23 protein-coding genes are annotated in these 26171 nt (G+C 56.1%); 16 read left to right on the top strand and 7 right to left on the bottom strand.

Going from position 1 to position 26171, the window contains the following annotated elements; all coding sequences use genetic code 11:
* The first annotated feature begins 65 nt into the window (after nt 1–65).
* A complete protein-coding gene (locus tag ABUK73_RS12710; protein WP_353577597.1) occupies nt 66–2483 on the top strand; it encodes a TonB-dependent siderophore receptor in 2418 nt (805 codons plus the stop codon).
* Entirely contained in the window at nt 2483–3739 is a 1257-nt protein-coding gene (locus ABUK73_RS12705; protein WP_353577596.1) for an MFS transporter, read from the top strand. Before ABUK73_RS12710 ends, ABUK73_RS12705 begins: the two co-directional genes overlap by 1 nt.
* Nucleotides 3740–3886: 147 nt before the next feature.
* On the opposite strand, the gene ABUK73_RS12700 is transcribed toward ABUK73_RS12705, so the two are convergent.
* A complete protein-coding gene (locus ABUK73_RS12700) occupies nt 3887–4312 on the bottom strand; it encodes a hypothetical protein (protein ID WP_353577595.1) in 426 nt (141 codons plus the stop codon).
* Nucleotides 4313–4488: 176 nt separating this feature from the next.
* On the opposite strand from ABUK73_RS12700, the gene ABUK73_RS12695 reads away from it, so the two are divergent.
* On the top strand, nt 4489–4902 hold the full coding sequence (locus tag ABUK73_RS12695) for a DUF1810 domain-containing protein (RefSeq protein WP_454892368.1): 414 nt from the start codon (nt 4489–4491) through the stop codon (nt 4900–4902).
* A 96-nt stretch (nt 4903–4998) separates the two neighbouring features.
* Here ABUK73_RS12695 and ABUK73_RS12690 read toward each other — a convergent pair whose 3' ends face one another.
* Entirely contained in the window at nt 4999–7008 is a 2010-nt protein-coding gene (locus ABUK73_RS12690; protein ID WP_353577593.1) for a hypothetical protein, read from the bottom strand.
* Between the two features lie 241 nt (nt 7009–7249).
* Between ABUK73_RS12690 and ABUK73_RS12685 the strand changes: the two genes are divergently transcribed.
* The 7 genes from ABUK73_RS12685 to ABUK73_RS12655 all read left to right on the top strand — a co-directional run bounded on the left by ABUK73_RS12685 (nt 7250) and on the right by ABUK73_RS12655 (nt 14749).
* Complete coding sequence (locus ABUK73_RS12685; protein WP_113085889.1) at nt 7250–7942, top strand: FadR/GntR family transcriptional regulator; 693 nt, start codon at nt 7250–7252, stop codon at nt 7940–7942.
* A complete protein-coding gene (locus ABUK73_RS12680) occupies nt 7939–9114 on the top strand; it encodes a PLP-dependent transferase (RefSeq protein WP_353577592.1) in 1176 nt (391 codons plus the stop codon). Before ABUK73_RS12685 ends, ABUK73_RS12680 begins: the two co-directional genes overlap by 4 nt.
* Before the next feature lie 39 nt (nt 9115–9153).
* Entirely contained in the window at nt 9154–10413 is a 1260-nt protein-coding gene (locus ABUK73_RS12675) for an ABC transporter substrate-binding protein (protein ID WP_353577591.1), read from the top strand.
* Between the two features lie 120 nt (nt 10414–10533).
* Complete coding sequence (locus ABUK73_RS12670; protein WP_353577590.1) at nt 10534–11469, top strand: carbohydrate ABC transporter permease; 936 nt, start codon at nt 10534–10536, stop codon at nt 11467–11469.
* A 3-nt stretch (nt 11470–11472) separates the two neighbouring features.
* Nucleotides 11473–12303, top strand: a complete 831-nt coding sequence (locus ABUK73_RS12665; protein ID WP_113085837.1) for a carbohydrate ABC transporter permease — start codon at nt 11473–11475, stop codon at nt 12301–12303.
* A 4-nt stretch (nt 12304–12307) separates the two neighbouring features.
* Nucleotides 12308–13384: an ABC transporter ATP-binding protein gene (locus tag ABUK73_RS12660; protein ID WP_353577589.1), complete on the top strand. Its 1077-nt coding sequence runs from the start codon at nt 12308–12310 to the stop codon at nt 13382–13384.
* 645 nt (nt 13385–14029) lie between these two features.
* Nucleotides 14030–14749 carry an outer membrane protein gene (locus tag ABUK73_RS12655; protein ID WP_353577588.1) on the top strand — a complete coding sequence of 240 codons (720 nt, stop codon included), beginning with the start codon at nt 14030–14032 and terminating at the stop codon, nt 14747–14749.
* Nucleotides 14750–14970: 221 nt separating this feature from the next.
* Here the strand turns inward: ABUK73_RS12655 and ABUK73_RS12650 are convergent, their stop codons facing one another.
* Nucleotides 14971–15981 (bottom strand): LacI family DNA-binding transcriptional regulator, encoded by a 1011-nt coding sequence (locus ABUK73_RS12650; protein ID WP_353577587.1) that lies wholly within the window; start codon nt 15979–15981, stop codon nt 14971–14973.
* A 190-nt stretch (nt 15982–16171) separates the two neighbouring features.
* On the opposite strand from ABUK73_RS12650, the gene ABUK73_RS12645 reads away from it, so the two are divergent.
* The 4 genes from ABUK73_RS12645 (at nt 16172) to ABUK73_RS12630 (ending at nt 21434) form a co-directional block, all read left to right on the top strand.
* On the top strand, nt 16172–17200 hold the full coding sequence (locus tag ABUK73_RS12645) for an ABC transporter substrate-binding protein (RefSeq protein ID WP_353577586.1): 1029 nt from the start codon (nt 16172–16174) through the stop codon (nt 17198–17200).
* 99 nt (nt 17201–17299) lie between these two features.
* Complete coding sequence (locus tag ABUK73_RS12640; protein WP_353577585.1) at nt 17300–19555, top strand: ABC transporter permease; 2256 nt, start codon at nt 17300–17302, stop codon at nt 19553–19555.
* Nucleotides 19552–20610 (top strand): ABC transporter ATP-binding protein, encoded by a 1059-nt coding sequence (locus ABUK73_RS12635; protein WP_353577584.1) that lies wholly within the window; start codon nt 19552–19554, stop codon nt 20608–20610. Before ABUK73_RS12640 ends, ABUK73_RS12635 begins: the two co-directional genes overlap by 4 nt.
* Nucleotides 20611–20633: 23 nt before the next feature.
* Nucleotides 20634–21434 (top strand): inositol monophosphatase family protein, encoded by an 801-nt coding sequence (locus ABUK73_RS12630; protein ID WP_353577583.1) that lies wholly within the window; start codon nt 20634–20636, stop codon nt 21432–21434.
* A gap of 629 nt (nt 21435–22063) precedes the next feature.
* Here the strand turns inward: ABUK73_RS12630 and ABUK73_RS12625 are convergent.
* A complete protein-coding gene (locus ABUK73_RS12625) occupies nt 22064–22447 on the bottom strand; it encodes a DUF6180 family protein (RefSeq protein ID WP_353577582.1) in 384 nt (127 codons plus the stop codon).
* 172 nt (nt 22448–22619) lie between these two features.
* Here ABUK73_RS12625 and ABUK73_RS12620 point away from each other — a divergent pair, with 172 nt between their 5' ends.
* Both ABUK73_RS12620 and ABUK73_RS12615 read left to right on the top strand, forming a co-directional pair.
* On the top strand, nt 22620–23153 hold the full coding sequence (locus ABUK73_RS12620) for a cytochrome b (RefSeq protein WP_353577581.1): 534 nt from the start codon (nt 22620–22622) through the stop codon (nt 23151–23153).
* A gap of 81 nt (nt 23154–23234) precedes the next feature.
* The gene (locus ABUK73_RS12615; RefSeq protein WP_353577580.1) at nt 23235–23999 is read left to right on the top strand and encodes a RibD family protein; all 765 of its coding nucleotides are present in this window, start codon (nt 23235–23237) and stop codon (nt 23997–23999) included.
* Here the strand turns inward: ABUK73_RS12615 and ABUK73_RS12610 are convergent.
* Genes ABUK73_RS12610 through ABUK73_RS12600 form a run of 3 tightly spaced genes read right to left on the bottom strand, consistent with a single transcriptional unit; the run spans nt 23928 to nt 26163 of the window.
* On the bottom strand, nt 23928–24725 hold the full coding sequence (locus tag ABUK73_RS12610; protein ID WP_353577579.1) for a class I SAM-dependent methyltransferase: 798 nt from the start codon (nt 24723–24725) through the stop codon (nt 23928–23930). The two genes, ABUK73_RS12615 and ABUK73_RS12610, sit on opposite strands and share 72 nt — an antisense overlap.
* The gene (locus ABUK73_RS12605) at nt 24722–25768 is read right to left on the bottom strand and encodes a glycosyltransferase family 4 protein (RefSeq protein ID WP_353577578.1); all 1047 of its coding nucleotides are present in this window, start codon (nt 25766–25768) and stop codon (nt 24722–24724) included. Before ABUK73_RS12605 ends, ABUK73_RS12610 begins: the two co-directional genes overlap by 4 nt.
* Nucleotides 25765–26163 (bottom strand): 6-pyruvoyl trahydropterin synthase family protein, encoded by a 399-nt coding sequence (locus ABUK73_RS12600; protein WP_353577577.1) that lies wholly within the window; start codon nt 26161–26163, stop codon nt 25765–25767. The genes ABUK73_RS12605 and ABUK73_RS12600 overlap by 4 nt, the downstream gene beginning before the upstream one ends.
* Nucleotides 26164–26171 lie beyond the last annotated feature (8 nt).

Below are 26171 nucleotides of genomic sequence, written 5' to 3'. Positions count from 1 at the left end.
AGGTCAGCAGAACGCATTGCGCCGTTGCGCAGTGAACTGCTGATCAGGTGTGGAAGGGACATGAAATGACTTTTGCGAAGAGGGTGCGTAAGCCGCTCTGGCTAACAACGACCGCGATGATTGGACTGTCGGTCGCGACTTTGTCTGGAGCGACATGCGCCAAGGCTCAAAATGTCGCTTCCGCACCCGCAGCAAACACATTGTCGGTTCCTGCCGGGCCGTTGGAAAGCGCCATTCTCACGCTTGGGCGTCAGGCCAACTTACGTATGCTTTACCCCTCCGCGATTACCAAGGGTAAAACGACATCAGGCGTCCGGGGACCTCTCAGCGTTTCTGCCGCAGTGACCCAGATTCTTGCCGGCTCCGGTTTGAGCTTTACGATCACCGGCGCCAACACCGTTCAAATTTTCGATCCTTCAATGTCGGGACATCAAACCGCAGCAAGCGCCAGTGGCTCCACGGTTCTGGAAACGATTGTCGTTCAGGGCGCTGGAGAAGATGGCGTTGCGGGCATCGCGCAGACCGATGGCTATGTTGCCAAATCGGGACGAACTGCCACCAAGACCGATACCCCGATTGCAGAAACGGCACAGTCCGTATCGATGGTCAGCCGCAAGCAACTGGACGATCTCAAACCACAGAACCTGACGGAAGCCGTCAGTTACACACCCGGTGTCCGCGCAGGCCAGTACGGTGCCGAACCGCGCTTCGATGCCTTCAAGGTTCGAGGCATCGATTTGACCACGACAGGCATCTTCCGTGATGGTTTGCGGCAGGTATCGAGCCCCAATGGCAGCGCCCGCCTTGAGCCTTATGGTGTCGAAGCCATATCCATTCTGCGTGGCCCTGCCGCGTCGATATACGGAGCCAGCAGCTCCGGTGGCATTGTGGATATCATCTCCAAGCGACCAACGGAGGAGACCCTTCGTGAAGTCGAGGTTCAATATGGCTCGTTCGGCAGAGTTCAGGCCGCTTTTGATCTCTCAGGTGCCGTTACCGAGGACAAAAGCGTTCTCTATCGGCTGACAGGCGTGGCACGCGACGCCCGCAATGAGGTGAGCGCTATCAAGGATGACAGGCTGTTCATTGCGCCAGCGATCACCTGGCAACCGGACGATGGCACCAAGCTGAACATCCTCGGCGAATATATGGACAGCACCACCGGCGGCACATGGGGATATATCAACAATTACGGTTCCAGCGGAACCTCGATCGGTGCCACGCCGGTATATGGCGGAGACAAGCGCTTCAATGACTTTGACCAGAAGCAATGGCGCATCGGTTACGAGTTCGAACACGAACTGAACGACAATGTCACCTTTTACAGCAAGGCGCGATATTCGGGGCTCTCTTCCGACCAGCAATGGGTTTTCGACAGCTATCCCGGGATCACCCTGGAGGATAATGACGGCATCTCCGCCGACAACTTCATAAAGGCAGAGTTCGACACCGGCCCGGCGAAACACACATTGGTGACCGGCGTGGATTTCAGTCACATGTCCTATACGTCCAAGCAGGGCAGTGGATCGCTGCCCTTCACGGACAGTTTCACCTATGTGCCGGACGTATCCCTTTTGCTGACGCAGCGCATGAACACCATCGGCATCTATGCGCAGGACCAGATCGAGATCGATGCATGGCGGCTGACGGCAGGCATTCGCCATGACTGGCTGGATACGGAATATCGCGCGCAGACAGTGGGCGGAGCCACGGCACCCAGCTACGAAGGTGATGACGCCAAAACCACGGGCCGGGCAAGTCTTGGTTATGTGTTCGACAACGGCATTATGCCCTATGTCAGTTACGGTACATCCTTCGTCGCCAATCCTGGTGTCATCATTACCACCGGCTCCGTCACCGGACAGGCCGTGCCCACGGAAGGCAAGCAATATGAGCTGGGCGTCAAATTTGCCCTTCCTGAATACAACGCTTTGTTCAGCGCTGCCTTCTTCAACATCGATCAGGATAATGCCACCGTCTATGAAACATCCTCGGGCCTGAACCTGCTGCGCCAGCTCGATCTGCGGTCACGCGGTATAGAACTGGAAGCCACCGCTTCGCTGGACAACGGCTGGAGCACCATCGCCGCCTATTCCTACAATGATGTGGAAATCACCCGGCTCACCCCGGAGACTTTGGGCAACCAACTGAATTCGACGCCCTACCATACCTTCTCCCTGTGGGCGGATTACGAGTTCCAGAGTGGCACCCTCGAAGGGCTCGGCATTGGTGCCGGTGTGCGGTATGTCGGCTCCAGCTTCGGGGACAATCAGCATACGCCTGTTCTCAACAATGAAGCCCGAACATTCGTCGATGCATCGCTGCGCTACGATCTCGGAAAAGCGATATCGTCGCTCGAAGGCGTCAAGTTGCAGGTCAACGCCACCAATCTGCTCAATGATGTCAAACAGGTCTGCACGACAGGTTTCTGCTACTATGACGAAGGCAGAAAAGTCGTTGCCAGCGTCAAGTATCGCTTTTGATGATGCGGCAAAATTTTGGACCTGAGAGGCCGTCGCCCATTGCCGTTTTCATGGCGGTGGGAGGTCTCTATATCGGGCAAAGCATCATCGGCGGATTGACGTTTCTCGGTCTTCCAGCCGTTTTAAGAATGGCTGGCCTTCCGCTCGACCAGATCGGTCTTCTTTATCTGGTCGTTCTGCCATGGGCGCTCAAATTTCTCTGGTCGCCCTATATAGAGCGTTACCGATTGCCAAGGGTGGGAAAAAACCGATCTCGGATCATCGTGGGTGCGGGTGTCGTCCTTTGCGCATGTGGGCTTGTGGTTCTTGCGTTCACGGGTCCATCATCGGTGATGATGGCAATTGCCATTCTGTTCGGGGTCGCAGTCGTCACAGCAACGGTCGACATCGCCTGTGACGGTTACGCAGTCGAAGCACTCGCCGCCGAACATCACGGCTGGGGTAACGCAGCTCAGGTGGGAGGTTCCTATCTCGGCTCCGCCATCGGCGCGGGCCTATTTCTTGTCCTTGTCGATTATTATGGGTGGCATACCGCGACATTGGTCATGGCGGGCCTTTTATTATTGCTGGCGTTGCCATTCGTTTTTGGGCCTGCCTCGAAAGCAAGAGTAGAGACCCGTAATAGCACACCCTCCGTTGTCTTGGCACTCAAGCGGCCTCAAATACGCAGCGGCCTCATGATTGCAGCGGTCTATGTCGCAGCCCAAAAATGGGGGCTGGCGATGCTCGGACCATTCCTTGTGGATTACGGCTTCGATCTGGCGACATTAGGGAAATCCAACGGAGCCGGTAGCATGATTGTCGGTTTCGGCGGTGCACTGCTTGGGGGGCTTCTCGTGCGTCTATATGGGCCATCGCGTGTGCTGACGCTGTCGATTGCTGCCCAAATCCTTCTGCTCTGCGCCTTCGCGTGGTTTAGCCTTCACCGTGAAACCGCGAATTGGATCGTCATGATGGTGGCTGTGACAAGCTCTTCTGGCGTCATGTCGATCGGTTTCGTTGCGCTTTACGCCTGTTTCATGGGCTGGTCCGACCCTCGGCAGGCGGGGGTCGATTTTACTCTGTTCCAGTGCATGGATGGAATCGTCAGCATGGGTGGCGGCATCGGTGCGGGTGCGATGGCGCAGCGCTTTGGCTATAACACGGCGTTCATCGTCGCCGCGGTTGTTTCGAGCTGCGCAATACCGATCATATCAATACTGTTACGCCGCCAGCGGCCCAGTCATTCAGTGAAGGATAAAAAACAATCAAGCTGAGCAAACTTTCAAAGCTACGTGGCGCCTGCTATGAGGCAGGACTCTGGTCTATTCAGAACGTTTTTGTACACCAAAGCAGAGGCAAAACTTAAAGCGATACTTGAACAGCTGTGGGCAAGAGACGATTAGCAAAGAGCGAGGGCTGGTCTAGCGTCGTGAGTGACTCATACCCCAAAAGAAGCCGATAAGCGTGGCGAGCCCCACTGCCTGCATAGGTCTCTCGCATACGCGATCCCTCACATTGTCTGCCATGGTAGCACCACGATACGCTACGCTCTCGATTTCGCCTTTTAGCGCCGCAACGCCTTCTCGGGCCTCAGAGTAGGTGTCATCGTGCTGGGTCGCTACGGCTTCGAGAGCTTCATCCACCAGAGGCGCCACAGTAGCCTGATCGACGTCAGGATTGTCGGAACCTGGTTCTACGGCACCAGTGGTCGCCGTGGTCGTGGCTGAAACAGGATCTGATCCTGGGAACGTGCCCTCAAGCCCCACGTCTAAAACATCGGGTTGGTCGCGCTTTGTCTTTTCGTCATCTTCGAGTGATTTTACGGCTGGAGATTTGATGTCAGGCATGGCGTTGCTCCCTGTTCCTCCCCAAACCGAGTTTAACTCTCAAAGTTCCTTGCGATCGGTATTCATCCGTAGGCAGCTCACAACGCTCATGTCATGATCGCTGAATTGAATCCTGGACGGGTCGTGTTTTGACAATGCACGGTTCAAGAGCCACCACTTCGAAGAGGATGGAAGGCATGCAGTTCAAGCTAGAGCGTTTTATCGCCGCGCAGAAAATTACCTACGAGGTTGCGCTCGGCGAGCTGCAAGCAGGCAAGAAGCGTTCGCACTGGATGTGGTTCATCTTTCCGCAGATAGCAGGCCTTGGTACCTCTGAAACGGCCCGTCTCTATGCCATCTCCGGTCTTGTGGAAGCGCGAGCCTACCTTGACCATCCTCTGCTTGGCGCAAGGCTGGTGGAATGTACCGAGGCCATGCTAAGCCATTCGGATCACAGCGCGCATGACATTCTCGGTTCTCCGGACGATATGAAATTTCACTCCTGCATGACGCTATTTTCTGCCGTCAGCGAAACTGACGTACTTTTTGAGCGCGCGATCCATCGCTTCTATGATGGCAAACGCGATGAAGAAACAATGTCGCGTCTTTAGCCGAGACTACAAAGCGAGCGGGGAAGCAAACTGGCCCGCTTAATGTCCATCGGCGCAGAAAAAAGCGCCGATGGACATCTCAATCTTGCCGCATCCTCACTCAGCAGTCGCCTGGATATCGACCTTATCCAAGAGGAGCATCGGGTTTTCGGACGCGGCGATGAGATCGAAGATTCCGAGGCCGTTGGGGCCTGTTGATTTGGCAGTGATTGTCAGCGTACCCGGATCGCTGGCGAAGCGGGCGAGGGCCTCCATAGCATTCTGGAGTTTGGGTTGTTCGCCCGCGATTTGCATCAGTATGACATTGACGCCTAAGCTAAGGGTGCCACGAACCTGATCCTCGGTCATATCGTTTTGCAGGGCGTAGAGCTTGATCGCTTTCGCCATCATGCCCTCGTCTTTGACCGTGAGCTTCATTTCCCGACCGGCGAGCCCAAAAAGCGCGGCTTGGGCGCGATTGATGTCGAGGGAGAAGAACTCCTGCGTGAAGCCGCTGATGAGGCCTGAAAGATTGACGCTCCCGAAATCCTTACTGCTGAGGGAAATGTCGCGGATATTGAGATTGTCGCTCGGTTCATCCCATCCCGCGGAGAAGCCATAGGAAAAGGTCAGCGCGTCCAATCCCAGTTTGCGCGCCTCAATGAAGATTTCCTCAGACGAGTCTGCCGGGACAGGTAGTGAAAGGTCATCCTGCCTGATTTCGACATCGGTTGGGATGCCGTTGAAGGGCTTTGTCAGCGCCATTTCGAAGTTTCGAAGCGAGAACTTGATGCGCTCGGGCGTTCCGGTTGTTGCTCCGTCCGGCTGTTCGGGTGCAGTGGCATCGATATTGATCCCGCCGAGACGAATTCGTCCGAGTTCCGGTATGAGACGCTGAAACTGAAAGGTCGCCAGTTCAGCTTCATCCAGCCCGACGATTTCGGATAGGCCTTTTGCAGTGGCAGTCCAGTCGAAGCCCTTCAGGCTGAACTCATCAATTCCAATTTTGTCGTTGTCGCTTCCAATCCGCATTCCATTCATGGCGAAGTCGACCTTGCGACCGTCCATCTGCATGTCCATACGGTCGATTTCGCCTTTGACCCTTTTCCCTGTCGACCCTTCTTCCTTATCCGGCACATCTGCCTTGAACCCGAGCAACTGCATGTTGCTCTTGCCGAATATGTCGAAAATTGAGAGCGCTTTGGTCAAAAGCGCTTTTTGCTCGGCTGGTGGAAGCTCATTGGGATTTTTGTTCGCTGTCAGTGCAGCTATGGTGTCCGCAAGTGGTTCGGCTGGCATGCGAACGCTAAAGCCGTCGCTGCGGATTTCATCATAGCCGAAACGTCTGTCGCCCTCCGAAAAGGATATGCTCTTGACTGAGAGCGGACCGTAAAGCGGTTTTGCTTCCTTATCGTCGGGGCCTGCCTTTTCCGAATAGATTCTGGCGAGGTAAGCGAGGTCGATATCCTGACCGACCAACATCCCATTCGATCCGACAACGTGCTTCTTTTTCAACTCGCCGCTGGCATCAGGCAAATCCATCTGGATGTCATAGCTGGCCGTCTCAACTGAGTAACGCGCGATGCGGCCGTCGGCAACGTCTGTGAGAGCCGCGTTCTTGTAGGTGATCTTCTGCTGCAGGGTCGGAGTGGATTGGGTGAAGACCATCTCAGGCGTGGAGATGCTCTTTGCCGTAAAGCGCTCGATCCGCCTTGAAAGGGAATTAGCGCGCTGTTGGTCCGACACGCCCTGCTTTCTCTGGAAAGCAACATTCTCGACGCGAGCCTCAGCCATCGATATCTGTCCAGTGGGCGCGTCGATTGTGACGTCCTTCATCTCCAGAACACCATCCAGAAATGATAACTTCGGTCGACCATCGATTGCCGCGATACGAATATTCTTGCCATCTTCAAGCGGCAGGGTCAGTTCGCGAACGTGAACCTTTCCCAGAAAATCAACATCGACGGAACCTGCTGTTGCACCGCTGCGAGCGATCAAATCCTTGACTTTTCCTTCGTAGAAAATCTTTGCCCCCATGCCACCGGCTACGACAACAGCGATAAGCGCTGCGGAAATCAAAAGCGCCTTGGACTTACGCTTGCCGGTCTGGGAATTTGCCTGTTCCACGAATTGGTCCTCTCCAACACATATTAAGCTGAAGGTCTTTTAAGCACGCGAAAGTTGCTTAGCAAGTGGCTGTTAAAGGTCGGCAGTAATTACACAAATGACCGTTGCGAGCAGCCCCATAGTGGCCTGTGGGCTATCAAATTCTCCTCTTGATAAAAGTCCAAACTCTGTTAATCGGTAAGATGTCAGACCAATTAATCGCGTTGAGACTTGTATGAAGCAGGGTGCCGGAAGTGCATTGATGACGCCTTTGCCCGCTGTCGACCGGGTGCGACAGGTTGAGGTCGCGCTTTCGGAGTTTGTCGAGCGTGCGGGATTGAAGGCGGGCAGCCGCCTTCCAGCGGAACGGGAGCTGATGCTGGCTCTTGGCGTTGGCCGCTCCACCATTCGCGAAGTCATCCGCAAGTTTCAGGCGCTGGGCGTTATCGATAGTCGCAAAGGCAGCGGCAATTATCTGATCAAGCCAATTTCTGGCGCGACTGTGCATATGCCAATCTCGATCGAAGCCGAAAGCCTTCGTGATGCGCTGCTCATGACGCTGGAGGTGCGGCGTGGCATAGAGGTGGAAGCGTCCATGGCGGCTGCACGCCGCAGGACCGATGACGACGTTGAGCGGATGCGGCTGCGGCTTGAGGAAATGGAGCGGGTTCATCTCGCCGAAGGCACGTCCGGCAAGGCCGACCTCGCATTCCATCTGTCCATTTACGACGCAACCCATAATTCGCTGTTCAAGCAACTGCTGGAGCAGATGCGCGAGGGCTTCGAACGTTTCTGGTCAAAGCCGTTCGACAGGCCGGATTTCGCTTCTCGCTCATTTCCATTTCACCGCACGCTTTTCAACGCGATTGTCGCCCAAGACGCCGGTGCTGCGCGGGCGGAGACATTGAAAATCCTCGCCATTGTCGAGGAAGATATCAAGGACATGTCCAAATGAGCGATGGCTCTGATCTTTTCGATCCCGCATCTATAATCGTAGCCCATGATGGCGTGCATGCTTTCGACGCGGTCGTGCCGCCAATCGTGCAGACGTCTCTGTTCACCTTCTCCAGTTACGACGAAATGGTCGCTACCTATCGCGGGGAAAAGAGCCGCCCGGTTTACACCCGCGGTTTGAACCCCACGGTGCGCATGTTCGAGGAGATGCTGGCCAAGCTTGAGGGCGCGGAAGATTCGCTTGGTTTTGCGAGCGGCATGGCGGCGATTTCGTCTACCGTTTTGTCATTCGTGTCGCCCGGAGATCGTATCCTTGCAGTACGCCACGTTTACCCGGATGCCTTCCGTCTGTTCGGCACGTTGTTGAGGCGCATGAACATCGAGGTGACCTATGTAGATGGCCGGGATGAGGCGGCTATCGAAAAGGCGATGCCCGGTGCAAAGCTGTTCTATATGGAAAGCCCGACAAGCTGGGTCATGGAGGCGCACGATGTTGGCGCGCTGGCGGCAATTGCAAAACGCCATGGCGCCATCTCGGTGATCGATAATTCATGGGCCAGCCCGATCTTTCAGAAGCCCTTGTCGCTTGGTGTTGATCTGGTTCTCCATTCTGCTTCGAAATATCTCGGCGGACACAGTGATGTCGTTTCGGGCGTCGTCGCCGGTTCCAAAGCCATGATCGACCGCATCCGTGCAGAAGCCTATCCCTATCTTGGCGGCAAGATGTCACCCTTCGATGCCTGGTTGCTGATACGCGGTCTGCGTACGTTGCCAATCCGCATGAAGGCACATCAGGAATCGGCGCTTGAAATCGCGTCGCGGCTACAGGCACTCGATGTGGTGGAAACTGTCTGCCATCCCGGCTTGGCGAACCGCCTGCCTGCTGGTCTTAACGGCACATCCGGCCTGTTTTCCTTCATTTTCCGCGAGGGTGTCGATGTCCGCGCCTTCGCTGACCGGCTTCAACTTTTCAAACTTGGAGTTTCCTGGGGAGGGCATGAAAGCCTGGTCGTCCCCGGTGAAGTGGTGCTCGAACAGAAGGCGCAGCCAAATTCGGCGCATACGTTCGGCATCAGCCCGCGCTCCGTGCGCCTGCATGTCGGACTGGAGGGCACCGACGCACTTTGGAATGACCTTGAACCCGCGATCAGGGAGGCTTCCGCCGCGGCCTGACGTTTCTAAAGAACTGACCAAAACAAAAGGGAGAACGAAATGAAAAAACTGGTAGCAGCAGCATTCTTCACCGCCATGATGGCCGGTACGGCGTTTGCCGATACAAGCCTGAAGCTTGTGGAAGTCATTACAAGCCCTGAGCGCACGGAAGTATTGAAAAGTCTGGTCTCCAAATTCGAAGCTGCCAATCCCGGCACGAAGGTCGAGATCATTTCGCTTCCCTGGAACGAAGCCTTTCAAAAATTCGCCACCATGGTTTCAGCGGGCGACGTTCCAGACGTCGTTGAAATGCCCGACACCTGGTTGTCGCTCTATGCGAATAACAACATGCTCGAAAGTCTGGAGCCGTATCTCGCCAAGTGGGAGCATACTCCTGGTTTGAGCGAACGTGCCCTGGAACTAGGCCGCGATGTCAAGAACACCGCTTACATGCTGCCCTATGGCTTTTACCTGCGCGCGATGTTCTACAACAAAAAGCTTCTCGATCAGGCCGGTGTAAAGGAACTACCGAAGACGCTCGACGAGTTTGCCGACGCTTCGAAGAAGATTGCGGCCATTACCGGCAAATATGGCTATTGCCTGCGCGGCGGTGCGGGTGGTCTGAACGGTTGGGTCATGTTCGGCGCGGCGATGGCGGGTTCGAACGAATTCTTCACAAAGGACGGCAAATCGACCTTCGATAGCCCGGGCTGGATCAAGGGCCTGACCTATGTCATCGACCTCTACAAGAATGGCTATGCACCGAAGGACAGCGTCAACTGGGGCTTTAATGAAATCGTTGCAGGTTTCTATTCTGGCACCTGCGCGTTCCTCGATCAGGACCCGGATGCTCTGATTGCGATTGCACAGCGCATGAAAGCGGAAGATTTTGGCGTGATGACAATGCCTAAAGGACCTGATGGCAAAGCGTTCCCGACCATCGGGTTTGCCGGCTGGTCGATGATGGCAACGTCGAAGGATAAGGACCTGTCCTGGAAGCTGATCGAAACACTTGAAGGGCCAGAGGGCAATATTGAGTGGAACAAGAAGACCGGCGCTCTTCCCGTCCACACTTCTGCGGAAAAGGATCCCTTCTACGCCAGCGAACAGTTCAAGGGCTGGTTCGAGGAGTTGGCAGACAAGAACGCGGTGCCAACCACCATGCCAACCTATCTCCAGGAATTCGCCTATTTCAAGGATTCGCTCGTGATCAAAACCTCGCAGGAAGCTCTTCTGGGTGACATCACACCGGAAGATCTTGCCAAGCAGTGGGCTGATTACATGACGAAGGCTCAAGAGAAGTTCCTGTCTACGAAGTGAACGAGAAACGCAGCGCGCTCAAAAGGGCGCGCTGCGTGACCGTGCCGCAAGACCGGAACACCTGAGATCAGCGCATGGCGTCTTATGCCGCCATGACCCTATGTCGCTGAGGAGCAAGACATGTCCTACACTCAAAACGCCGGGCCTATGGCGCAGCGTAGACCCGCATTACGCCGACGGCTTGCTGTCGCAGCCGAGCCCTGGCTCTACAGCGCACCCGTACTGGTCCTCATCATAACCGTGATGATGGTGCCGCTTTTGCTAGGTCTTTCCTATGCGTTTCGCGATGTTCAGTTGCTCAATCCGTTTTCCGGCGGCTTTGTGGGGCTTGATCATCTGAAAACGCTCTCGCAGGACACAGCGTTTTACCGTGCGCTCAAGAACACTCTTTGGTGGACCGGGGCATCGGTTTTCCTGCAGTTCTTCTTCGGCCTTATTCTTGCGCTGCTGCTCGACAAACCTTTCGCAGGGCGAGGACTGGCGCAGGCACTGGTTTTCTTGCCCTGGGCCGTGCCGACCTTTCTGGCAGGCCTGAATTGGGCATGGCTGTTCAATCCTGTCATTGGCCCGCTGCCGCACTGGTTGACGTGGCTTGGAGTGCTATCGGCTCCCAACAACATTCTTGCCGACCCGAATTTGGCGATGTGGGGCCCAATCATCGCAAATGTCTGGTGGGGCATTCCCTTTTTTGCCATCACTTTGCTGGCTGCTCTACAGGCAATACCCCGCGATCTCTATGAGGCCGCATCCATAGACGGGGCCAGTCCGCTTCAGCGCTTCACATCGATAACGCTTCCCTTTCTCGCGCCGACGATTGCTATAACCGTGCTACTGCGCACAGTGTGGATCGCCAACTTTGCCGATCTCATCATCGTCATGACAAATGGCGGCCCGGCGGATCGCACGCAGATCGTAGCGAGCTACATTTTCACGCAAGCCTTCAAGCGGCTGGATTTCGGTTATGCCTCGGCAATCGCCCTCGTGCTTTTGGTGCTTCTGCTTGCCTACTCCATGCTGATCGTCATCATGCGCCAGCGTCTCATCGAGAAGGATTGACCCATGACCGGCAAAATTCTCGTCACCGTTTCGCATCGTCTGGCAATCCTCGCCTACATTGCCTTTGCGCTATTTCCGCTGTTTTGGCTTCTCAAGGTTTCGGTGACGCCGAACGACCTGCTTTATAGCGAGGGTGTCCGCATTTGGCCCTCGCGCGCGACCTTCGACCACTACAGGTTCGTGATCGAAAACAGTGCCTTCCCGACCTTCTTCAAGAACAGCGTCATCGTGGCAGGATCAACTGCTTTTGCCGTGACGATTTTGTCCTCTCTTTCGGGTTACGCCCTCTCGCGTTTCCGCTTTCGTGGGAAATACTGGATCATCGCGCTGATGCTAATTACGCAGATGTTTCCGCTGGTCATGTTGGTGGCGCCCATCTTCAAGATGCTTTCACCGCTTGGGTTGACCAATAGCCTGACCGGGCTTGTCATCGTCTACACCGCGTTCAACGTGCCCTTCGCCACATTCCTGATGCAGTCCTTTTTCGACGGCATTCCGAAAGATCTGGAAGAGGCCGCGATGATTGATGGTGCCAGCCGCTTCACCGCGTTCCGGCAGATCATCCTGCCTTTGACGCTGCCGGGAATAGCGGCAACGCTGGGCTTCGTCTTTACTGCGGCGTGGAGCGAGTTGCTCTTTGCGCTGATGCTCATTTCAGGAAACGAGAGTGCGACATTCCCGGTCGGTCTGCTGACGTTCGTCTCAAAGTTCTCGGTCGATTTCGGGCAAATGATGGCGGCGGGCGTTCTCGCGCTCATTCCGGCGTGCCTCTTCTTCCTGCTTATTCAACGATATCTCGTGCAAGGCCTGACGGCTGGCGCGGTGAAAGGATAAATCCATGGCCTCCATCGAGCTTAACCGCGTCGTCAAGTCCTATGGCGATCATCCTGTGCTGCACGGCGTTGACCTTTCCATTGCGGATGGCGAGTTCGTCGTTCTCGTCGGCCCATCCGGCTGCGGCAAATCCACCTTGCTGCGCATGATCGCTGGGTTGGAGGAGATTACATCAGGCACGCTTTCCATCGACGGGCAGATGGTCAACGACCTGAAGCCGAAGGACCGGGATATCGCCATGGTTTTCCAGTCCTACGCTCTTTATCCCCATATGAGCGTCGCGGATAATATGAGCTACAGCCTTCGTCTGCGGCGCAGCCCCAAAGAAGTGATTGCCGCCGCCGTCTCGTCCGCATCGAGCAAACTTGGGCTCGACCCCTATCTCGCACGTCGCCCGAAGGCGCTGTCCGGTGGACAGCGTCAGCGTGTCGCCATGGGACGCGCCATCGTGCGACAGCCAAAGGCATTCCTGTTCGATGAACCGCTGTCGAACCTTGATGCTCGTCTACGGGAGCAGATGCGGGCCGAGATTAAACGCATGCACGCGGACCTCGGCGCGACTTCGGTCTACGTCACACATGACCAGATCGAAGCGATGACCCTGGCCTCGAGGATCGTGGCGATGAATGAGGGCTACGTTCAACAGATCGGAGCGCCGCTCGATCTCTACGACCGACCGGCAAACCTGTTTGTCGCAGGTTTCATCGGGTCGCCGGGAATGAACTTCCTTGAAGGGCATTGTGTGCAGAAGGCAGAGGGCAGCTATATGGCTCTACCCGACGGCAGCGAACTTGGTCTTGGCGGAAAACTTCCGGTCGAACAAGGCGAAGCGATGACGCTCGGTATTCGACCCGAGCACGTCATCGTGGCTCCTCAAGCGGGCGGTGTTGAGGCGCAGGTCGAACTGGTAGAGCCTACAGGTCTTGGTATCATCCTGCACTTGAAGGTGCACGGCCTACCTTTCAAACTATTCTCATCCGACCGCGCGTTGCTACAGCCAGGCATATCGATCAGCGTTGGTCTGCCTGAAGATAAGCTCCATGTCTTTGACCGAGATGGAAATAGGGTTGAAGCGGATTGAGCGATGGACAGGCAGGTGGGTCTAATGTTGACCTCAGACCGCGCTCTTTGAACTGAGCTCATGATCTGTCTTCAGACAACCCGCACCGGCATCTGCATTGCCTACAATGATTATTGTCTAACCCGACCAAGGCGCTCAAGTAGCGTTTCGATAGTCTGGGAGATCGGCAGCTCAGGTGGATGGTCAAGCTTCGTGCGCTGGCGATAGGAAGGGCTTGTCGAATACCAGTCGATTAGGGCTGACGCCACTTCGGCGGCCCTCTCGTCCGTTTTCCCGATATTGTTTTCTTCGCACCACGCAGTGTGAAACCGGTCTATCTCTTCAAGATCGTCAGATGACAGCACAGGCAAGGTAGCGTTGGAAGGGTAGGGGTCCATTTTACACCGTAAATGAGCGGTTTTAGGTCGTGACTAACAACAACCGCTGGGCCACTTTGTTCCCGGACCACCCGTCACGCATTGTTGTAACGCGCAGAAATCCCACCAAACCTTCGCATTAGGCGTCATGCTCATTCGTTGCCGTGGTGCAACGCTCTTTTCATTTCTAATTTCGAAAATACCGGAAAACAAAAGACGTCATAGACAGCTAAGGCGGAATCGACCACGCTCAACCTATCGGCGGGGGCTGATTCAAAAAGGTTTTCAGATGAAAAGTCTTCTCAAGTTTACGGGCGTGTTGGCACTGCTGGCATCGTCTGCTTCTGCCGCAGACCTTGCTGTTCAGAACGAGCCTGTCGTTGTCGCCAATCCCGGCGGTTTCTACCTCGGTACATTGAGCAGCCTGACATTTCTGGATGACACGGACTTTAGTGCGGTAGGTTCTGGCTTCAACACGGATTATGATCTCGGCACCTACAGCGCATTGAGAGCCGGTTACAGCTTTGGTTCATACGGGTTTGTTTCGCCGCGTCTTGAACTCGAAATCGGCTATGGCCGTGCGGATGTCGATGAGCATACGGTCGACGGCATCGGCGCTGGCGGTGGATCATTCGGCTCGGCCAGCACCATCCAGGGCTACGTCAACGGCTATCTCGATGTTCCAACCGGCACGGCAGTCACACCTTATCTAGGTGGCGGTGTTGGCGCCATGAACCTCAAGCTCCGTCGCCAGGGCACATCTGGCACCGGCGTTCAAATGAACGACGACGATACGAAGTTTGCCTATCATCTGGATGCGGGCGTTGGCATTGACCTGAACACGATTTCGTTTTTGCGTGATACGAACCTCTTCACCAACACAACATTCGATATCGGTTATCGTTACACAGCTGCAAATGACTTCGATTTCACCGCGAATGATGGCACAACATCGAGCACCGATTTCAACAGCCATGCCGTTACAGTCGGCTTCCGCCGCCAGTTCTGATCAGGTGGGGGCCGCAGATAGCGGCCCTACTTCGACATGTGTTGGCGTCTCAGAATTCGGGTGACGACATTTCCAGTTGTTCTGAACTTTTGAGCGCCGCCGAAGTGCACATCAGTCGAAACACCACCGGTCACCCTGACGCTCATCTACTTATGTAGCCGCAGTAGGTGTCCATTTTACGCGTGTTTCCAGACATCGCATAATCCAAACAATCTAGACAGTTACTTGCCTCTTACGGACCCGCGCCAGATCAACTCCGGCATAAGTTTCGACAGGTTTGTAGACATTTCCACGTCGTCCGGCTGGCTGAGCCAGGAAACGGCCTCGCGGGCGATTAGCCTTACCGGCTGGGCAAAGGTTGTGAGATCGTAGGATGACCATGACGCCTGCTCTATGTCATCGAAACCGATGACACAGAGTTCTGACGGGACATCGATTTTGAACTGGTGGCGGGCGGAATCCATGAAGCCGCAAGCCAGCAGATCGGTGGCGCAGAACACTGCATCCGGCCGCTTTGCCCGGGTCATGAAACGCTGCGCCAGAACCGTGCCGCTCTGGTAGGACGTTGGGCCAAACCGTTCGACGCTGATCTCGATGCCGCGTTCGCGTCCCGCAGCGACGAAGCCTTCCTCACGCGCCATCAGGCTCGGGGTCATGGCCTGGGAATTGGCAAAACCGAACTCCCGACAGCCGGCGCGCAAAAAGGCTGTAAAGGCACGGCGTGCCGCTTCGCGATCGTCAAGATTGATACGCAGAGGACCGGCCTGCTCGTCGTCGCGGTTGATCAGCACCAGCCGCTGACCGTTGCGCAGACAGAGATCAGTGATCGATTTATCCGGCATGCCTGAAAGAATGATCGATGCATCAGCGCGATAACGGATGGCCTGTCTGAGCGCCAGTTCCACGCTGTGGTCCGAGCGGTCGGTGTTGATCAGCATCGCCACCTTGGCATTGGCCTGCAATTCCTGCGTCAAGGCCTTGATCAAACCTGCGCGGTAGGGCGTATCAAGCTCGGATACCACCAGGCAGACGATGCCGCTTTCGTTGCGCATCAGCCCGCGCGCGAGGTGGTTGACGTGATAACCCAGCGCTTCTGCCGCTTCCGTCACCTTGCGGCGGGTCTCCGCTGAAACGCTGGCGCCAGCGGTAAATGTGCGCGATACGGCAGAGCGCGATACTCCCGCTCGGTCGGCTACGTCCTTGGCGCTGACAAAAATCTTCCGGTCGTTCATGGCGGCCTCGTTTGCGCATTCATTGCACATGTTTGCAAGAGTGTGCAACAGGCTGATGACAGCCGATTAGGTTCTAAAATTGGTAATATCGCAGATTGTCGGTTGACATTGCCAGCGGCATCATCAAGTCTTTGCACACGCTTGCAAAGCGTGTGACGTGGAGGCGTCATTCAAAATGGGAGGAAGAATCATGGGCGCAGCGCATATCGCAGCGGCCGGCTTTGCGGCTGGCCTGGCTTTCAGTGCATCGACGGCTTTGGCTGCTGGCGATCTCAATCTCATCTGCTCGGCCGATGTGGTCATCTGCGAGCAGATGAAGGACATGTTCGAGAAGGAAAACAGCATCAAGGTCAACATGGTTCGCCTGTCGTCCGGCGAAACCTATGCCAAGATCCGCGCCGAGGCTCGCAATCCGAAGACCGATGTCTGGTGGGCAGGAACGGGCGATCCGCATTTACAGGCCGCATCCGAAAATCTGACGCTGGAATATAAATCGCCCATGCTCGACCAGTTGCAGGACTGGGCCAAGAAGCAGGCGGAAAGCTCTGGCTACAAGACCGTTGGTGTTTACGCCGGTGCGCTTGGCTGGGGTTATAATACAGAGATTTTTAAGGCCAAGGGATACAAGGAGCCCAAGTGTTGGGCCGATCTTCTGGACCCTGCTTTCAAGGGCGAAATCCAGATCGCCAATCCGAACTCCTCTGGCACTGCCTATACGGCGCTCGCATCTCTCGCCCAGATCATGGGTGAGGACAAGGCATTCGAGTATCTCGGCAAGCTCAACGCCAATATTTCCCAATATACCAAGTCCGGTTCCGCACCGGTCAAGGCTGCCGCGCGTGGCGAAACGGCAATCGGCATCGTCTTCATGCATGACGCCGTTGCGCAGACAGCGGAAGGTTTCCCGATCAAGTCCATCGCTCCCTGCGAAGGCACAGGCTACGAGATAGGCTCCATGTCGATCATCAAGGGTGCGCGCAATCTGGAAAATGCCAAAATCTGGTATGATTGGGCGCTGAAGCCGGAAGTGCAATCGCACATGAAGGACGCCAAATCCTTCCAGCTGCCATCGAACAAGAATGCCGAAATTCCCAAAGAGGCACCGAAGTTCGAGGACATCAAGCTGATCGACTACGACTTCAAGACCTATGGCGATCCTGAAAAGCGCAAGGAACTGCTGGGCCGTTGGGATACCCAGATCGGCGCAAAGGCCAACTGATCCTATACATCGGACCATCGCTACGCAGCTGTCTTCGTTACGGCTGCGCAGCTCTCCTTTCCCTCGTCTCACTCGACCATCGAAGGACGTGCGACCGTTATGGACAATCGCAACCGAAGGCTAGACCTGACGCTGATTGCTGGCATTGCAGCTTTCCTCATTCTGCCGTGGTATCGGATCGAAGGCGGCTTTCTGTCCTTCAACTGGCTATCGAGTTTCTTCAGTGATGCAGCCGATGGCCCTGGCTTGTTGCAGATTTTCGCATATGGACGCTTGTGGCTGGCGGTCGCCTTTCTGGCACTACTGGCAGCGATATGTGCACGCTTCATCACCAATTCGATGCTGCGCGGGACCGTATTGGCCTGGGCGGGCGGTGTTGGCGTGGTCTTTCTGGCACTACAGGGGCTTGCGATTGGCTTTTCGGGCTGGAATTGGTCAATCACCGAAAACCTGTTCGGCGCTCTTGCCAATGGCCAGCCAGCGATGGGCGCTGGCGCCATGCTTTCGGCCTTCCTTTTCGTTCTGATTTTCGCCTTCGGGCTGGCTGAGCGTGGTGTGATGAAGGGCGATGCATTCGTCGTCGCCGCCATTTCGCTTCTGGTCTTTCTCGTCGCAATCTTCGTCTTTTATCCCATCGGCAGTATGTTCGTTGGCGGTTTTCAGGATTTCGATGGCTCGTTCAACGGGTCAGGCTTCGCCCGTAATATTCAGGACCCATCCATCTGGAGCCTGAGTTGCATTGTCGGCGGCGACCGCTGCGGATTGGCGTGGCGAACCTTGTGGTTGGCGATCATGACTGCGACCGGCTCAACGCTGCTGGGTCTGGCGTTCGCGCTGGTTGCCACCCGCACCCGCTTTCCTTTCAAGAAGGGCCTGAGGTTGCTGACGGTCTTGCCGATCATCACGCCGCCCTTCGTCATCGGCTTAGCACTAACGCTGCTGTTTGGCCGTGCCGGGATGGTGACGATGGGGCTCTCTGACCTGTTCGGCATCGAACCCAGCCGTTGGCTCTACGGCCTGACCGGCATCTGGATTGCGCAGGTCCTCTCCTTCACACCGATTTCCTTTCTGGTGCTGATCGGTGTCGTCGAAGGTGTCAGTCCATCGATGGAAGAGGCATCGCAGACCCTGCGCGCGGATCGCTGGCGCACCTTCTGGCGCGTCTCGCTGCCGCTAATGAAGCCGGGGCTGGCCAATGCCTTCCTGATCGGCTTCATCGAGAGCATGGCGGATTTCGGCAATCCGCTGGTGCTGGGTGGCAGCCATGGTGTGCTATCGACGGAAATCTTCTTTGCCGTCGTCGGCTCACAGAACGATCCGTCGCGTGCTGCCGTGCTCGCCCTCATCCTGCTTTGCTTCACGCTTTCGGCCTTTCTGGCGCAGCGCTTCTGGCTGGCCGGGAAGAACTTCGCCACCGTCACTGGCAAGGGCGATTCCGGGTCGCATATCGCCTTGCCGAAGTCGCTGTCCATCTTCGTACATGCGCTGGTTATTCCCTGGATGATCTTTACGGTGGTTGTTTACGGCATGATCGCTTTTGGCGGCTTCGTCAAAACCTGGGGCCTGGATAACTCGCTGACACTGGATCACTACGCACGTGCCTTTTCGTTCAGCTTCCGCGATGGCGGCATTGCTTGGACAGGCGTTGCGTGGAACTCGTTCTGGACGACCATGGAAATCGCCCTCATATCCGCACCGCTCACGGCAGCGGTCGGTCTGGCGACGGCCTATGTCATCGTGCGCCAGAAATTTGCCGGGCGTGGGCTGTTCGAATTCGCGTTGATGATGAGCTTTGCCATTCCCGGCACGGTCATCGGCATCAGCTACATCATGGCATTCAACCTGCCGCCGCTGGAAATGACCGGCACAGCGTTGATCCTCGTTGCCTGTTTCGTGTTCCGCAATATGCCGGTCGGCGTGCGCGGCGGTATTGCGGCCATGAGCCAGCTCGACAAGAGCCTGGATGAAGCCTCCATGACGCTGCGCGCAAACAGTTTCCGCACCATCCGCAAGGTCATCCTGCCGTTGCTGCGGCCGGCAATTACCGCGGCACTGGTCTACTCGTTCGTCCGCGCCATCACCTCCATCAGCGCCGTGATCTTCCTCGTCAGCGCTCAATATAACATGGCGACATCCTATATTGTTGGCCTGGTCGAGAACGGCGAGTACGGCGTCGCCATCGCCTATTCGTCGATGCTGATTGTCGTGATGATCACCGTCATAACCGGTTTCCAGCTGCTGGTCGGTGAACGCCGCTTGCGTCGCGAAAACCGTGTCCACGGCATTGCCGTGACCGCGACGACACCCATTGCCGCCCCGATTGGGAGCACGGCCACTCAGGAGAAAGCCACATGAACCACCGTCCCGGCTCGGTCGTCCTCCAGAATATCCGCAAGCAGTTCGGTGCTTTCACCGCCATTCACGATCTGTCGCTCACCATCGAGCCCGGCACCCTTGTGACATTACTTGGGCCATCCGGCTGCGGCAAGACGACGACATTGCGCATGCTGGCTGGCCTCGAACACCCCACTTCCGGCCGCATCCTGATTGGCGGCAAGGATGTCACCATGCTGCCAGCCAATGAGCGCGATGTTTCGATGGTGTTTCAGTCCTATGCGCTCTTTCCGCATATGAGCTCGCTGGACAACGTAGCATACGGTCTGGAATCCTCCGGTCTCAGCCGCAAGGAAGCCCGGCAAAAGGCAGAAAACGGCCTCGAACTGGTCGGTCTTGCGGGCATGGGACAACGGCTTCCGGCAGAACTTTCGGGCGGCCAGCAGCAGCGCGTTGCTGTTGCCCGTGCACTGGTTCTGGAGCCACAGGTGTTGTTGCTGGATGAGCCCCTGTCCAATCTCGATGCCCGTCTTCGACGCCGTGTGCGCACCGAAATTCGCGAGTTGCAGCAGCGACTTCAGTTCACCGCCGTCTATGTCACCCACGATCAGGACGAGGCTCTGGCCGTCTCGGATCGCATCATCGTCATGAAGGACGGACACATCGCGCAGGAGGGATCGCCGCGCGATCTCTATGAAAGCCCTGCCTCCGCCTTCATCGCCGATTTCATGGGCGAGGCCAATGTCGTGCCCTGCACGGTCACGGGTATCGAGGGCGATCAGGCAGTCATCCGCGTGCAGGATTTGGTCCATCGCGTACCCAGCCGCGGCGTCAAGCCCGGCCCCGGGCAACTGGCGGTGCGACCGAATTCCGTCACGCTTTCTCCGGCGACCAAAGCGGATTTTCCCGGGCGGATCATCAGCGCGGCCTATCTGGGTGATCACATCGAATATGAAGTGGAGACCGATGGCGGCGCGCTCTTCGTTGTCGATCCTTCGGTGGAGCGGCCGATCCACCCGGCAACGGATGTGGCGATTGGCTTCAAAGAGCGCGGCATCGCCATCATTTCACTATAGGTCAATTTTTGAGAGATCAGTTCATGCAGTCCACACAACAGGATATCGAAGCCCGGCTGAAGCTGGCACAGGAGATCGCACGCGAGGCGGGTGCCGTGGCGCTCGATTATTACAATAATCGCGATGCTTTGGTTATCGAAACAAAACGCGACCCGCAGGACGTGGTGTCTATCGCGGACCGTGAGGTCGAAAAACTCATTCGCGACCGCGTTGCGCTGGCATTTCCTGACGATGGATTTCTCGGGGAGGAATACGGTCTGATTGCCGGTACATCCCCCTTCACCTGGGTGGTCGATCCAATCGATGGCACCAGCCCCTTCGTCAATGGCATGCCCAACTGGTGCGTTTCGATTGCGGTGATCAGTGGCGGCGAGCCGGTGATCGGCGTGATCAACGCGCCATGCCACGTTGAAGTGTACAGCAGTGCACTGGGCATGGGCGCGACGCTGAACGGCAAGGCACTTACGCTTGATAACACACGCAACATACGCAATTCTGTAACCGGCATTGGGGCTAACAATTATGTGACGCCAGCCTTCGTTGCCAGCATGGTCGAAGACCTTCTCGCATCCGGCGGCAATTTCATCCGCAACGGTTCCGGTGCGCTGATGCTGGCTTACGTCGCTGCCGGTCGGCTGGTCGGTTATTACGAGCCTTACATGCATGCATGGGATTGCATGGCCGGTTTCTGCCTCGTTCGCGAAGCAGGCGGCTGGTTTCACCCGTTCCCTACCGAAGGCGAACGGCTAACCAAAGGCGCTCCCGTAGTCGCTGGGGCGCCGGGTGCTGTGGCTGATCTCAAAAGAATAGCGCACATTAGCTGAATGCACTGCGTGTGCCTTAACCATGGCGAACTACGCTGATCCGTTCGATCTGTTGGTCTATTCCAACGTGGGTTGTGTGAGAAGTGCCGTGGTGTTGACCGGCAGTCAGATGCCTTCAGGGCAAGTTTCAGTTGCTTGCCATGGTGTCGGCAGGCGGTGCCTCAACGACAATGTCCGTGAAGAGCGTTGAGTAACCGTCAGCTTTCTTGATGCACTGACCGTAATCATGTACCCGGACGAAGGCTTTACCACGTTTAACACGGTCGATGACTTGGAAGGGTCGACTTTCGATCGCCGTCAATTTCATATTTGCGATTACCGTTGCACGATCATCCTCATGGACACCGTCTAGGAATGTCTCGGCCGGGACTGTACTCCAAACTTCTTCCCGCAAGCGAGTTCATCGCTATCTATCAAAGCGCACACTTATAAAGTCAACACATCACTACCTCAGCGGACCTGCGTCACCCAAAAGCTCAACCTGATCGCCCGTCTGTGAGGGGTGGTGCAGCGAGATTCTGACGATCGCCGTGTGATGCCGCTTTCGCCAACGCAATTATAAGCGGTGAAGACCGACGTGACCAATAACTGGTATTTCATCCGTGATGTGGCCGCAAGCGTAAGCCGGCCTACTTCTTCGCAGCCATGATCGCCGCTTGAACATAGTCTGCATACTGACCGAGAGGACCTTTCCTGTTCCGGTAGTCGATGCCCTGAACGACGCTTACGGTCGTCTTTTCGACTGCAATACACTGAACGGTGAAGACACCGTGTCCCTCCTTGCCTCCACTGACGAGGACGAGCTGTCCCGAAAAGTTCTGTACATTCGCCTCAAAGCCTGCCTTGGCGGCGGTCTCTTCAACGATTGCACCGCAGGTTTCGATGTCGAGTGCTGCTTCCGGGGTGCGTTCAACGTAATAGGTCAGATTGAAATCATTGCTTTGTGCGAAAACTGGAACGGTCTGACCCAGACATGTAGCGGTGGCGATTGTGAGTACCAAAATCTTCTTCATGCGGTTTCCTCCAGAAGCATTTTCAAGACCTTGGTCTTCCTTATTCCTGGTTACAGATGCCATGGCAAGCGATGGGACTTCCCATGTTGTGATCCGCCCTGTTTCCGGCTGCGTAAAACCGTGTACTCTTCTGGTATGGTGGACGTCGCCTGTTTCTGGAGAAGGAAGACGAATGGCCCATGATCCGACACATCATGTCACGAAATACAGCAGAGTTTCGCGGGCGTTACACTGGATCGTGGCACTGCTTTTGTTTTTGACATGGCCACTGGGTCTGATGATCGGCTTCGTGAAGGACGAGGTCAAACTCGATTTCTATCTCGTCCATGAAAGCCTTGGCTTCCTCGTTCTCTGGGCCATGTTGCTCAGGGTTGGTGCGCGGCTGGTTGCACCTGCCCCGCCAATTCAGGGGGCAGGGATGGAACGCATGGCAGCACACACGGTCCACGGTTTGCTCTACGTCTTTTTGATCATCATGCCTTTCTCGGGGTTTCTGGCAACCAACGCCCATGGTTTCCCGCTGGAATGGTTCGGTCTTGTGCCGATCTGGAGCCCGCTTGCGAAGTCACCGCAGATTGCGCCGACATTGTCTGCCATCCACGAATGGAGCGCATGGATCGTTTTGGCGCTTTTCACGTTACACATGTTGGCAGTGATCTTCCATCATCTGATCCGCCGAGACACGACGCTTTACCGTATTCTTTAGACAGGGATGTCGATGCGCAACCTTCATATGACTGACAGGCTCTGGACACGGCTCCTCACCATCCGCGATGGGAAAGATGTCATGAAAAGAGCGGAGGCCGATGCTGCTTTGACGCTTTACGGCCCTATTGCCTCGGCACGTCAAGGTTTCGTTCTGGCGCAAGTGGGGCAGTCACTGGATGGTCGCGTCGCGACGCCAAGCGGAGACGCGCGTGACATATCCGGGCCGGATGGCCTTGCCCATCTTCACCGCTGCCGCGCTCTGGTCGATGCGGTGATTGTGGGTATCGGTACTGTCCAGAATGATAATCCGCGCCTTTCGGTTCGCGAAGTGAAAGGTCCCAGCCCAACGCGCGTCGTGATCGATTGTCGCGGCGAATTGACCGGCAATGAGGGACTTTTTCACGATGGTGGCGCTCCGGTGATCGTCATTCAGGGGCATGATGCACCAGACGCGATGCACGGTGCCGACGTGATAGGGCTTATGCGCGGGCCTGCCGGGCTAGATCCTCGTCACATTCTTGAGCACCTCGCGGATCGGGGCCTGAAGCGGATACTCGTCGAAGGTGGGGCAAGGACAATCGCCCGCTTCATCGACGCGAACCTTGTCGATCGGCTCCACGTCGCCATATCGCCACTGATCATTGGCTCGGGTCCGTGTGGCATTTCCTTGCCGCCGATTGCCGAACTCTGTAACGCGCACCGCCCCACCGCTGATATTTACGCGCTTGGGAGTGATGTGCTGTTCGACTGTCGCTTGAAGACCGAAAAACCCTCAGTCATGCGGAACAGCCAGGAAATCCGTATGGCCGACGATACAGACGCTGCCCTCTACGTCAGTGTGTGACAAGCGAAATTCGAGCCACTCATTAAAAGCATCATCGTCCGTGTTTCCAATTTCATGGATCGGGCGCTGAAGCCCCGCCAGAAAATCCGTTTGCAACTGGGCCATGTCGGGACCAAGCTGCCATGGGCTCTCAGCGGTTTTTACCGAAAAGCCCTGAGCTCTGCACAACGTAGAGAGATGATCTGATGCATCCGGCCCAAGCGCCGGTCCGAAGCCTTTGTCAGAGCGCTGATGTTGGTTGAAGTCTTCCACGATCTGTCCGTCCAATGGATGAGGAACGGTCCACTCCATCTTTCCATCATAATTCAGCGCCGCATAAAGCCCGATCTTGCGAGCGGCGAGCTTTTCTACGAACAGGTTGCAGAATTCAGCCGAGCAGAGGTCGAAAAGAGCTGATGCCGTTACGATATCGACGCCATCCAGCAGCGTCTCCTCAAGATGGTTTAGATCCTGACGGTGGAGCTCGACGCTCTCTGCAGCGCCGATCTGGCGCTGTGCCTCGTCCAGAAGAGCCACTTCATAGTCCAGAAGCTTCCAGGTTGCTCCGGGCACCAAAGGCGAAAGCGAGCGATAGGTCGATCCTGTGCCGCATCCTATGTCCATGATGGTCTGCGGCTGGGGACGCATGCTCAGATATTGCGTGAATGTGTCCAGCAGAGAAACTGATCGTGCGTTTCGGTCGGCAGGCTCTCGAAGTCTCAACCAGTCCTTGTCAAAGCCGCTCATAGCAATTCTTTCAATCTGTTGGAAATGATCTCTGATGTATCTGCCCAGCTTGGCAGCAGGGTACCGGCGCGGGCTGCTGCCTGTGCACGGCGCTCCCGCTCGTGCGGATCGGTTAGCAGAGCTTGAAGCGCAGTCGCAGTTGCGTCCACATCATCGACGGGCACCAAAAAACCTGCATCTTCGGGAACGACATCCGGCACCGCACCTGCTGCACAGGCAACAATCGGCAGTCCGTGAGACAGAGCTTCTGCGAAGACCATGCCGTAACCCTCGTAGCGGCTGGCCAGCGCAAAAATATCAGCATGCCCATAGGCCGCCGCTACATCATCGGATTCCCCGGTGAGGATGATGCGATCCGAAAGCTGCTCCTTTTCAATCTGATCGGCGAGAGCCTGCGCAACGGTCGGGTCCAAATTCCTGCTTCCGATAATCGTTGCCTGCCAATCAAGATGAGCGAGTTTTTTCAGCGCGGCGATCAGAATATCGTGTCCCTTGCGCTGCGTAAGAGATCCAACTGAGAGGATTTGCGGGATTTTGTTCGGCAACCTGTTTGTTGCAGAGGGCTTTGCCGTTCCGGGAACGGCCACGCTGATTTTCTCAGGTCGGACCGCGAAATTTTCGACCAGCTCTCGGGCCGTCATGGGAGACGTCACGATAACATGGCGCGTAGCGGCCAACGCCGTCTCTTCGCTTTGCCGAAGCGGTGCCTGCTGTTCTTCACTCAACCCGGTTTCAAGTGCGAGAGGATGATGAACCAGTGCAATGATACTGAGGCGTTGTGCCTCACGCTCGGCCCATTCGTCCATGACGCCGAAGGCAAGCCCATCGATCATCACGAGACTGTTGTGTTCGAGCGTAGAAAGCCGTCTCTCCGCCTCCTGCAGCGTCAGAGTGCTGGGTGAGGGAAAGCCCTCACCGAGCGCTAGATGGTCGACATTCCAACCGAGGTTGCGCAGACCCTTTATGACTTCCCTGTCATAACCATATCCGCCGGTCTTCAGTTCAAGATTTCCCGGATAGGCAAAGGTGAGGTGTGGTTTCAAAGATCCGCCTCGTACCAGCCACGGGCTGCGTGCGATTCATGCAACGTCACTTTCAGGCGAGAAATCCGATGACTGCCGGGGCCGAGACGCTTTGCCGTGATCGCAGCCGCAAGCGCATCAAAAATATGTTTTGCGATGACCTCAGTCGTGCTGACTCTGCCTTTGAAGACATCGAGTTCATCGAGATTCTGGTAGTTCAACGGCTTTAGGACATCGGAAAGAACAGTCGTTGCCGCCCCGATGTCGACCGCCAGACCGTCTTCATCGACGTCCTTGGTGAAAAATGCCGCGTCCACCACAAAGGTTGCGCCATGCATGCCCTGAGCCGGGCCGAAAACCGGCCTTGGAAGGCTGTGGGCTATCATGATGTGATCTCGAACTTCGACTGCGAACATGGTCTCTC

The sequence above is a fragment of the Agrobacterium vacciniicorymbosi genome (assembly GCF_040427045.1).
In the GTDB taxonomy this organism is placed as follows: domain Bacteria; phylum Pseudomonadota; class Alphaproteobacteria; order Rhizobiales; family Rhizobiaceae; genus Agrobacterium.
This window is presented reverse-complemented; position numbering and strand designations above follow the sequence as displayed.

What these genes read in the sequence shown, in the direction of transcription:
- ABUK73_RS12710 (WP_353577597.1), top strand. Translation starts at nt 66, where the DNA reads ATGACTTTTGCGAAGAGGGTGCGTAAGCCGCTCTGGCTAACAACGACC.
- ABUK73_RS12705 (WP_353577596.1), top strand. Translation starts at nt 2,483, where the DNA reads ATGATGCGGCAAAATTTTGGACCTGAGAGGCCGTCGCCCATTGCCGTT.
- ABUK73_RS12700 (WP_353577595.1), bottom strand. Translation starts at nt 4,312, where the DNA reads ATGCCTGACATCAAATCTCCAGCCGTAAAATCACTCGAAGATGACGAA.
- ABUK73_RS12695 (WP_454892368.1), top strand. Translation starts at nt 4,489, where the DNA reads ATGCAGTTCAAGCTAGAGCGTTTTATCGCCGCGCAGAAAATTACCTAC.
- ABUK73_RS12685 (WP_113085889.1), top strand. Translation starts at nt 7,250, where the DNA reads ATGACGCCTTTGCCCGCTGTCGACCGGGTGCGACAGGTTGAGGTCGCG.
- ABUK73_RS12680 (WP_353577592.1), top strand. Translation starts at nt 7,939, where the DNA reads ATGAGCGATGGCTCTGATCTTTTCGATCCCGCATCTATAATCGTAGCC.
- ABUK73_RS12675 (WP_353577591.1), top strand. Translation starts at nt 9,154, where the DNA reads ATGAAAAAACTGGTAGCAGCAGCATTCTTCACCGCCATGATGGCCGGT.
- ABUK73_RS12670 (WP_353577590.1), top strand. Translation starts at nt 10,534, where the DNA reads ATGTCCTACACTCAAAACGCCGGGCCTATGGCGCAGCGTAGACCCGCA.
- ABUK73_RS12665 (WP_113085837.1), top strand. Translation starts at nt 11,473, where the DNA reads ATGACCGGCAAAATTCTCGTCACCGTTTCGCATCGTCTGGCAATCCTC.
- ABUK73_RS12660 (WP_353577589.1), top strand. Translation starts at nt 12,308, where the DNA reads ATGGCCTCCATCGAGCTTAACCGCGTCGTCAAGTCCTATGGCGATCAT.
- ABUK73_RS12655 (WP_353577588.1), top strand. Translation starts at nt 14,030, where the DNA reads ATGAAAAGTCTTCTCAAGTTTACGGGCGTGTTGGCACTGCTGGCATCG.
- ABUK73_RS12650 (WP_353577587.1), bottom strand. Translation starts at nt 15,981, where the DNA reads ATGAACGACCGGAAGATTTTTGTCAGCGCCAAGGACGTAGCCGACCGA.
- ABUK73_RS12645 (WP_353577586.1), top strand. Translation starts at nt 16,172, where the DNA reads ATGGGCGCAGCGCATATCGCAGCGGCCGGCTTTGCGGCTGGCCTGGCT.
- ABUK73_RS12640 (WP_353577585.1), top strand. Translation starts at nt 17,300, where the DNA reads ATGGACAATCGCAACCGAAGGCTAGACCTGACGCTGATTGCTGGCATT.
- ABUK73_RS12635 (WP_353577584.1), top strand. Translation starts at nt 19,552, where the DNA reads ATGAACCACCGTCCCGGCTCGGTCGTCCTCCAGAATATCCGCAAGCAG.
- ABUK73_RS12630 (WP_353577583.1), top strand. Translation starts at nt 20,634, where the DNA reads ATGCAGTCCACACAACAGGATATCGAAGCCCGGCTGAAGCTGGCACAG.
- ABUK73_RS12625 (WP_353577582.1), bottom strand. Translation starts at nt 22,447, where the DNA reads ATGAAGAAGATTTTGGTACTCACAATCGCCACCGCTACATGTCTGGGT.
- ABUK73_RS12620 (WP_353577581.1), top strand. Translation starts at nt 22,620, where the DNA reads ATGGCCCATGATCCGACACATCATGTCACGAAATACAGCAGAGTTTCG.
- ABUK73_RS12615 (WP_353577580.1), top strand. Translation starts at nt 23,235, where the DNA reads ATGAAAAGAGCGGAGGCCGATGCTGCTTTGACGCTTTACGGCCCTATT.
- ABUK73_RS12610 (WP_353577579.1), bottom strand. Translation starts at nt 24,725, where the DNA reads ATGAGCGGCTTTGACAAGGACTGGTTGAGACTTCGAGAGCCTGCCGAC.
- ABUK73_RS12600 (WP_353577577.1), bottom strand. Translation starts at nt 26,163, where the DNA reads ATGTTCGCAGTCGAAGTTCGAGATCACATCATGATAGCCCACAGCCTT.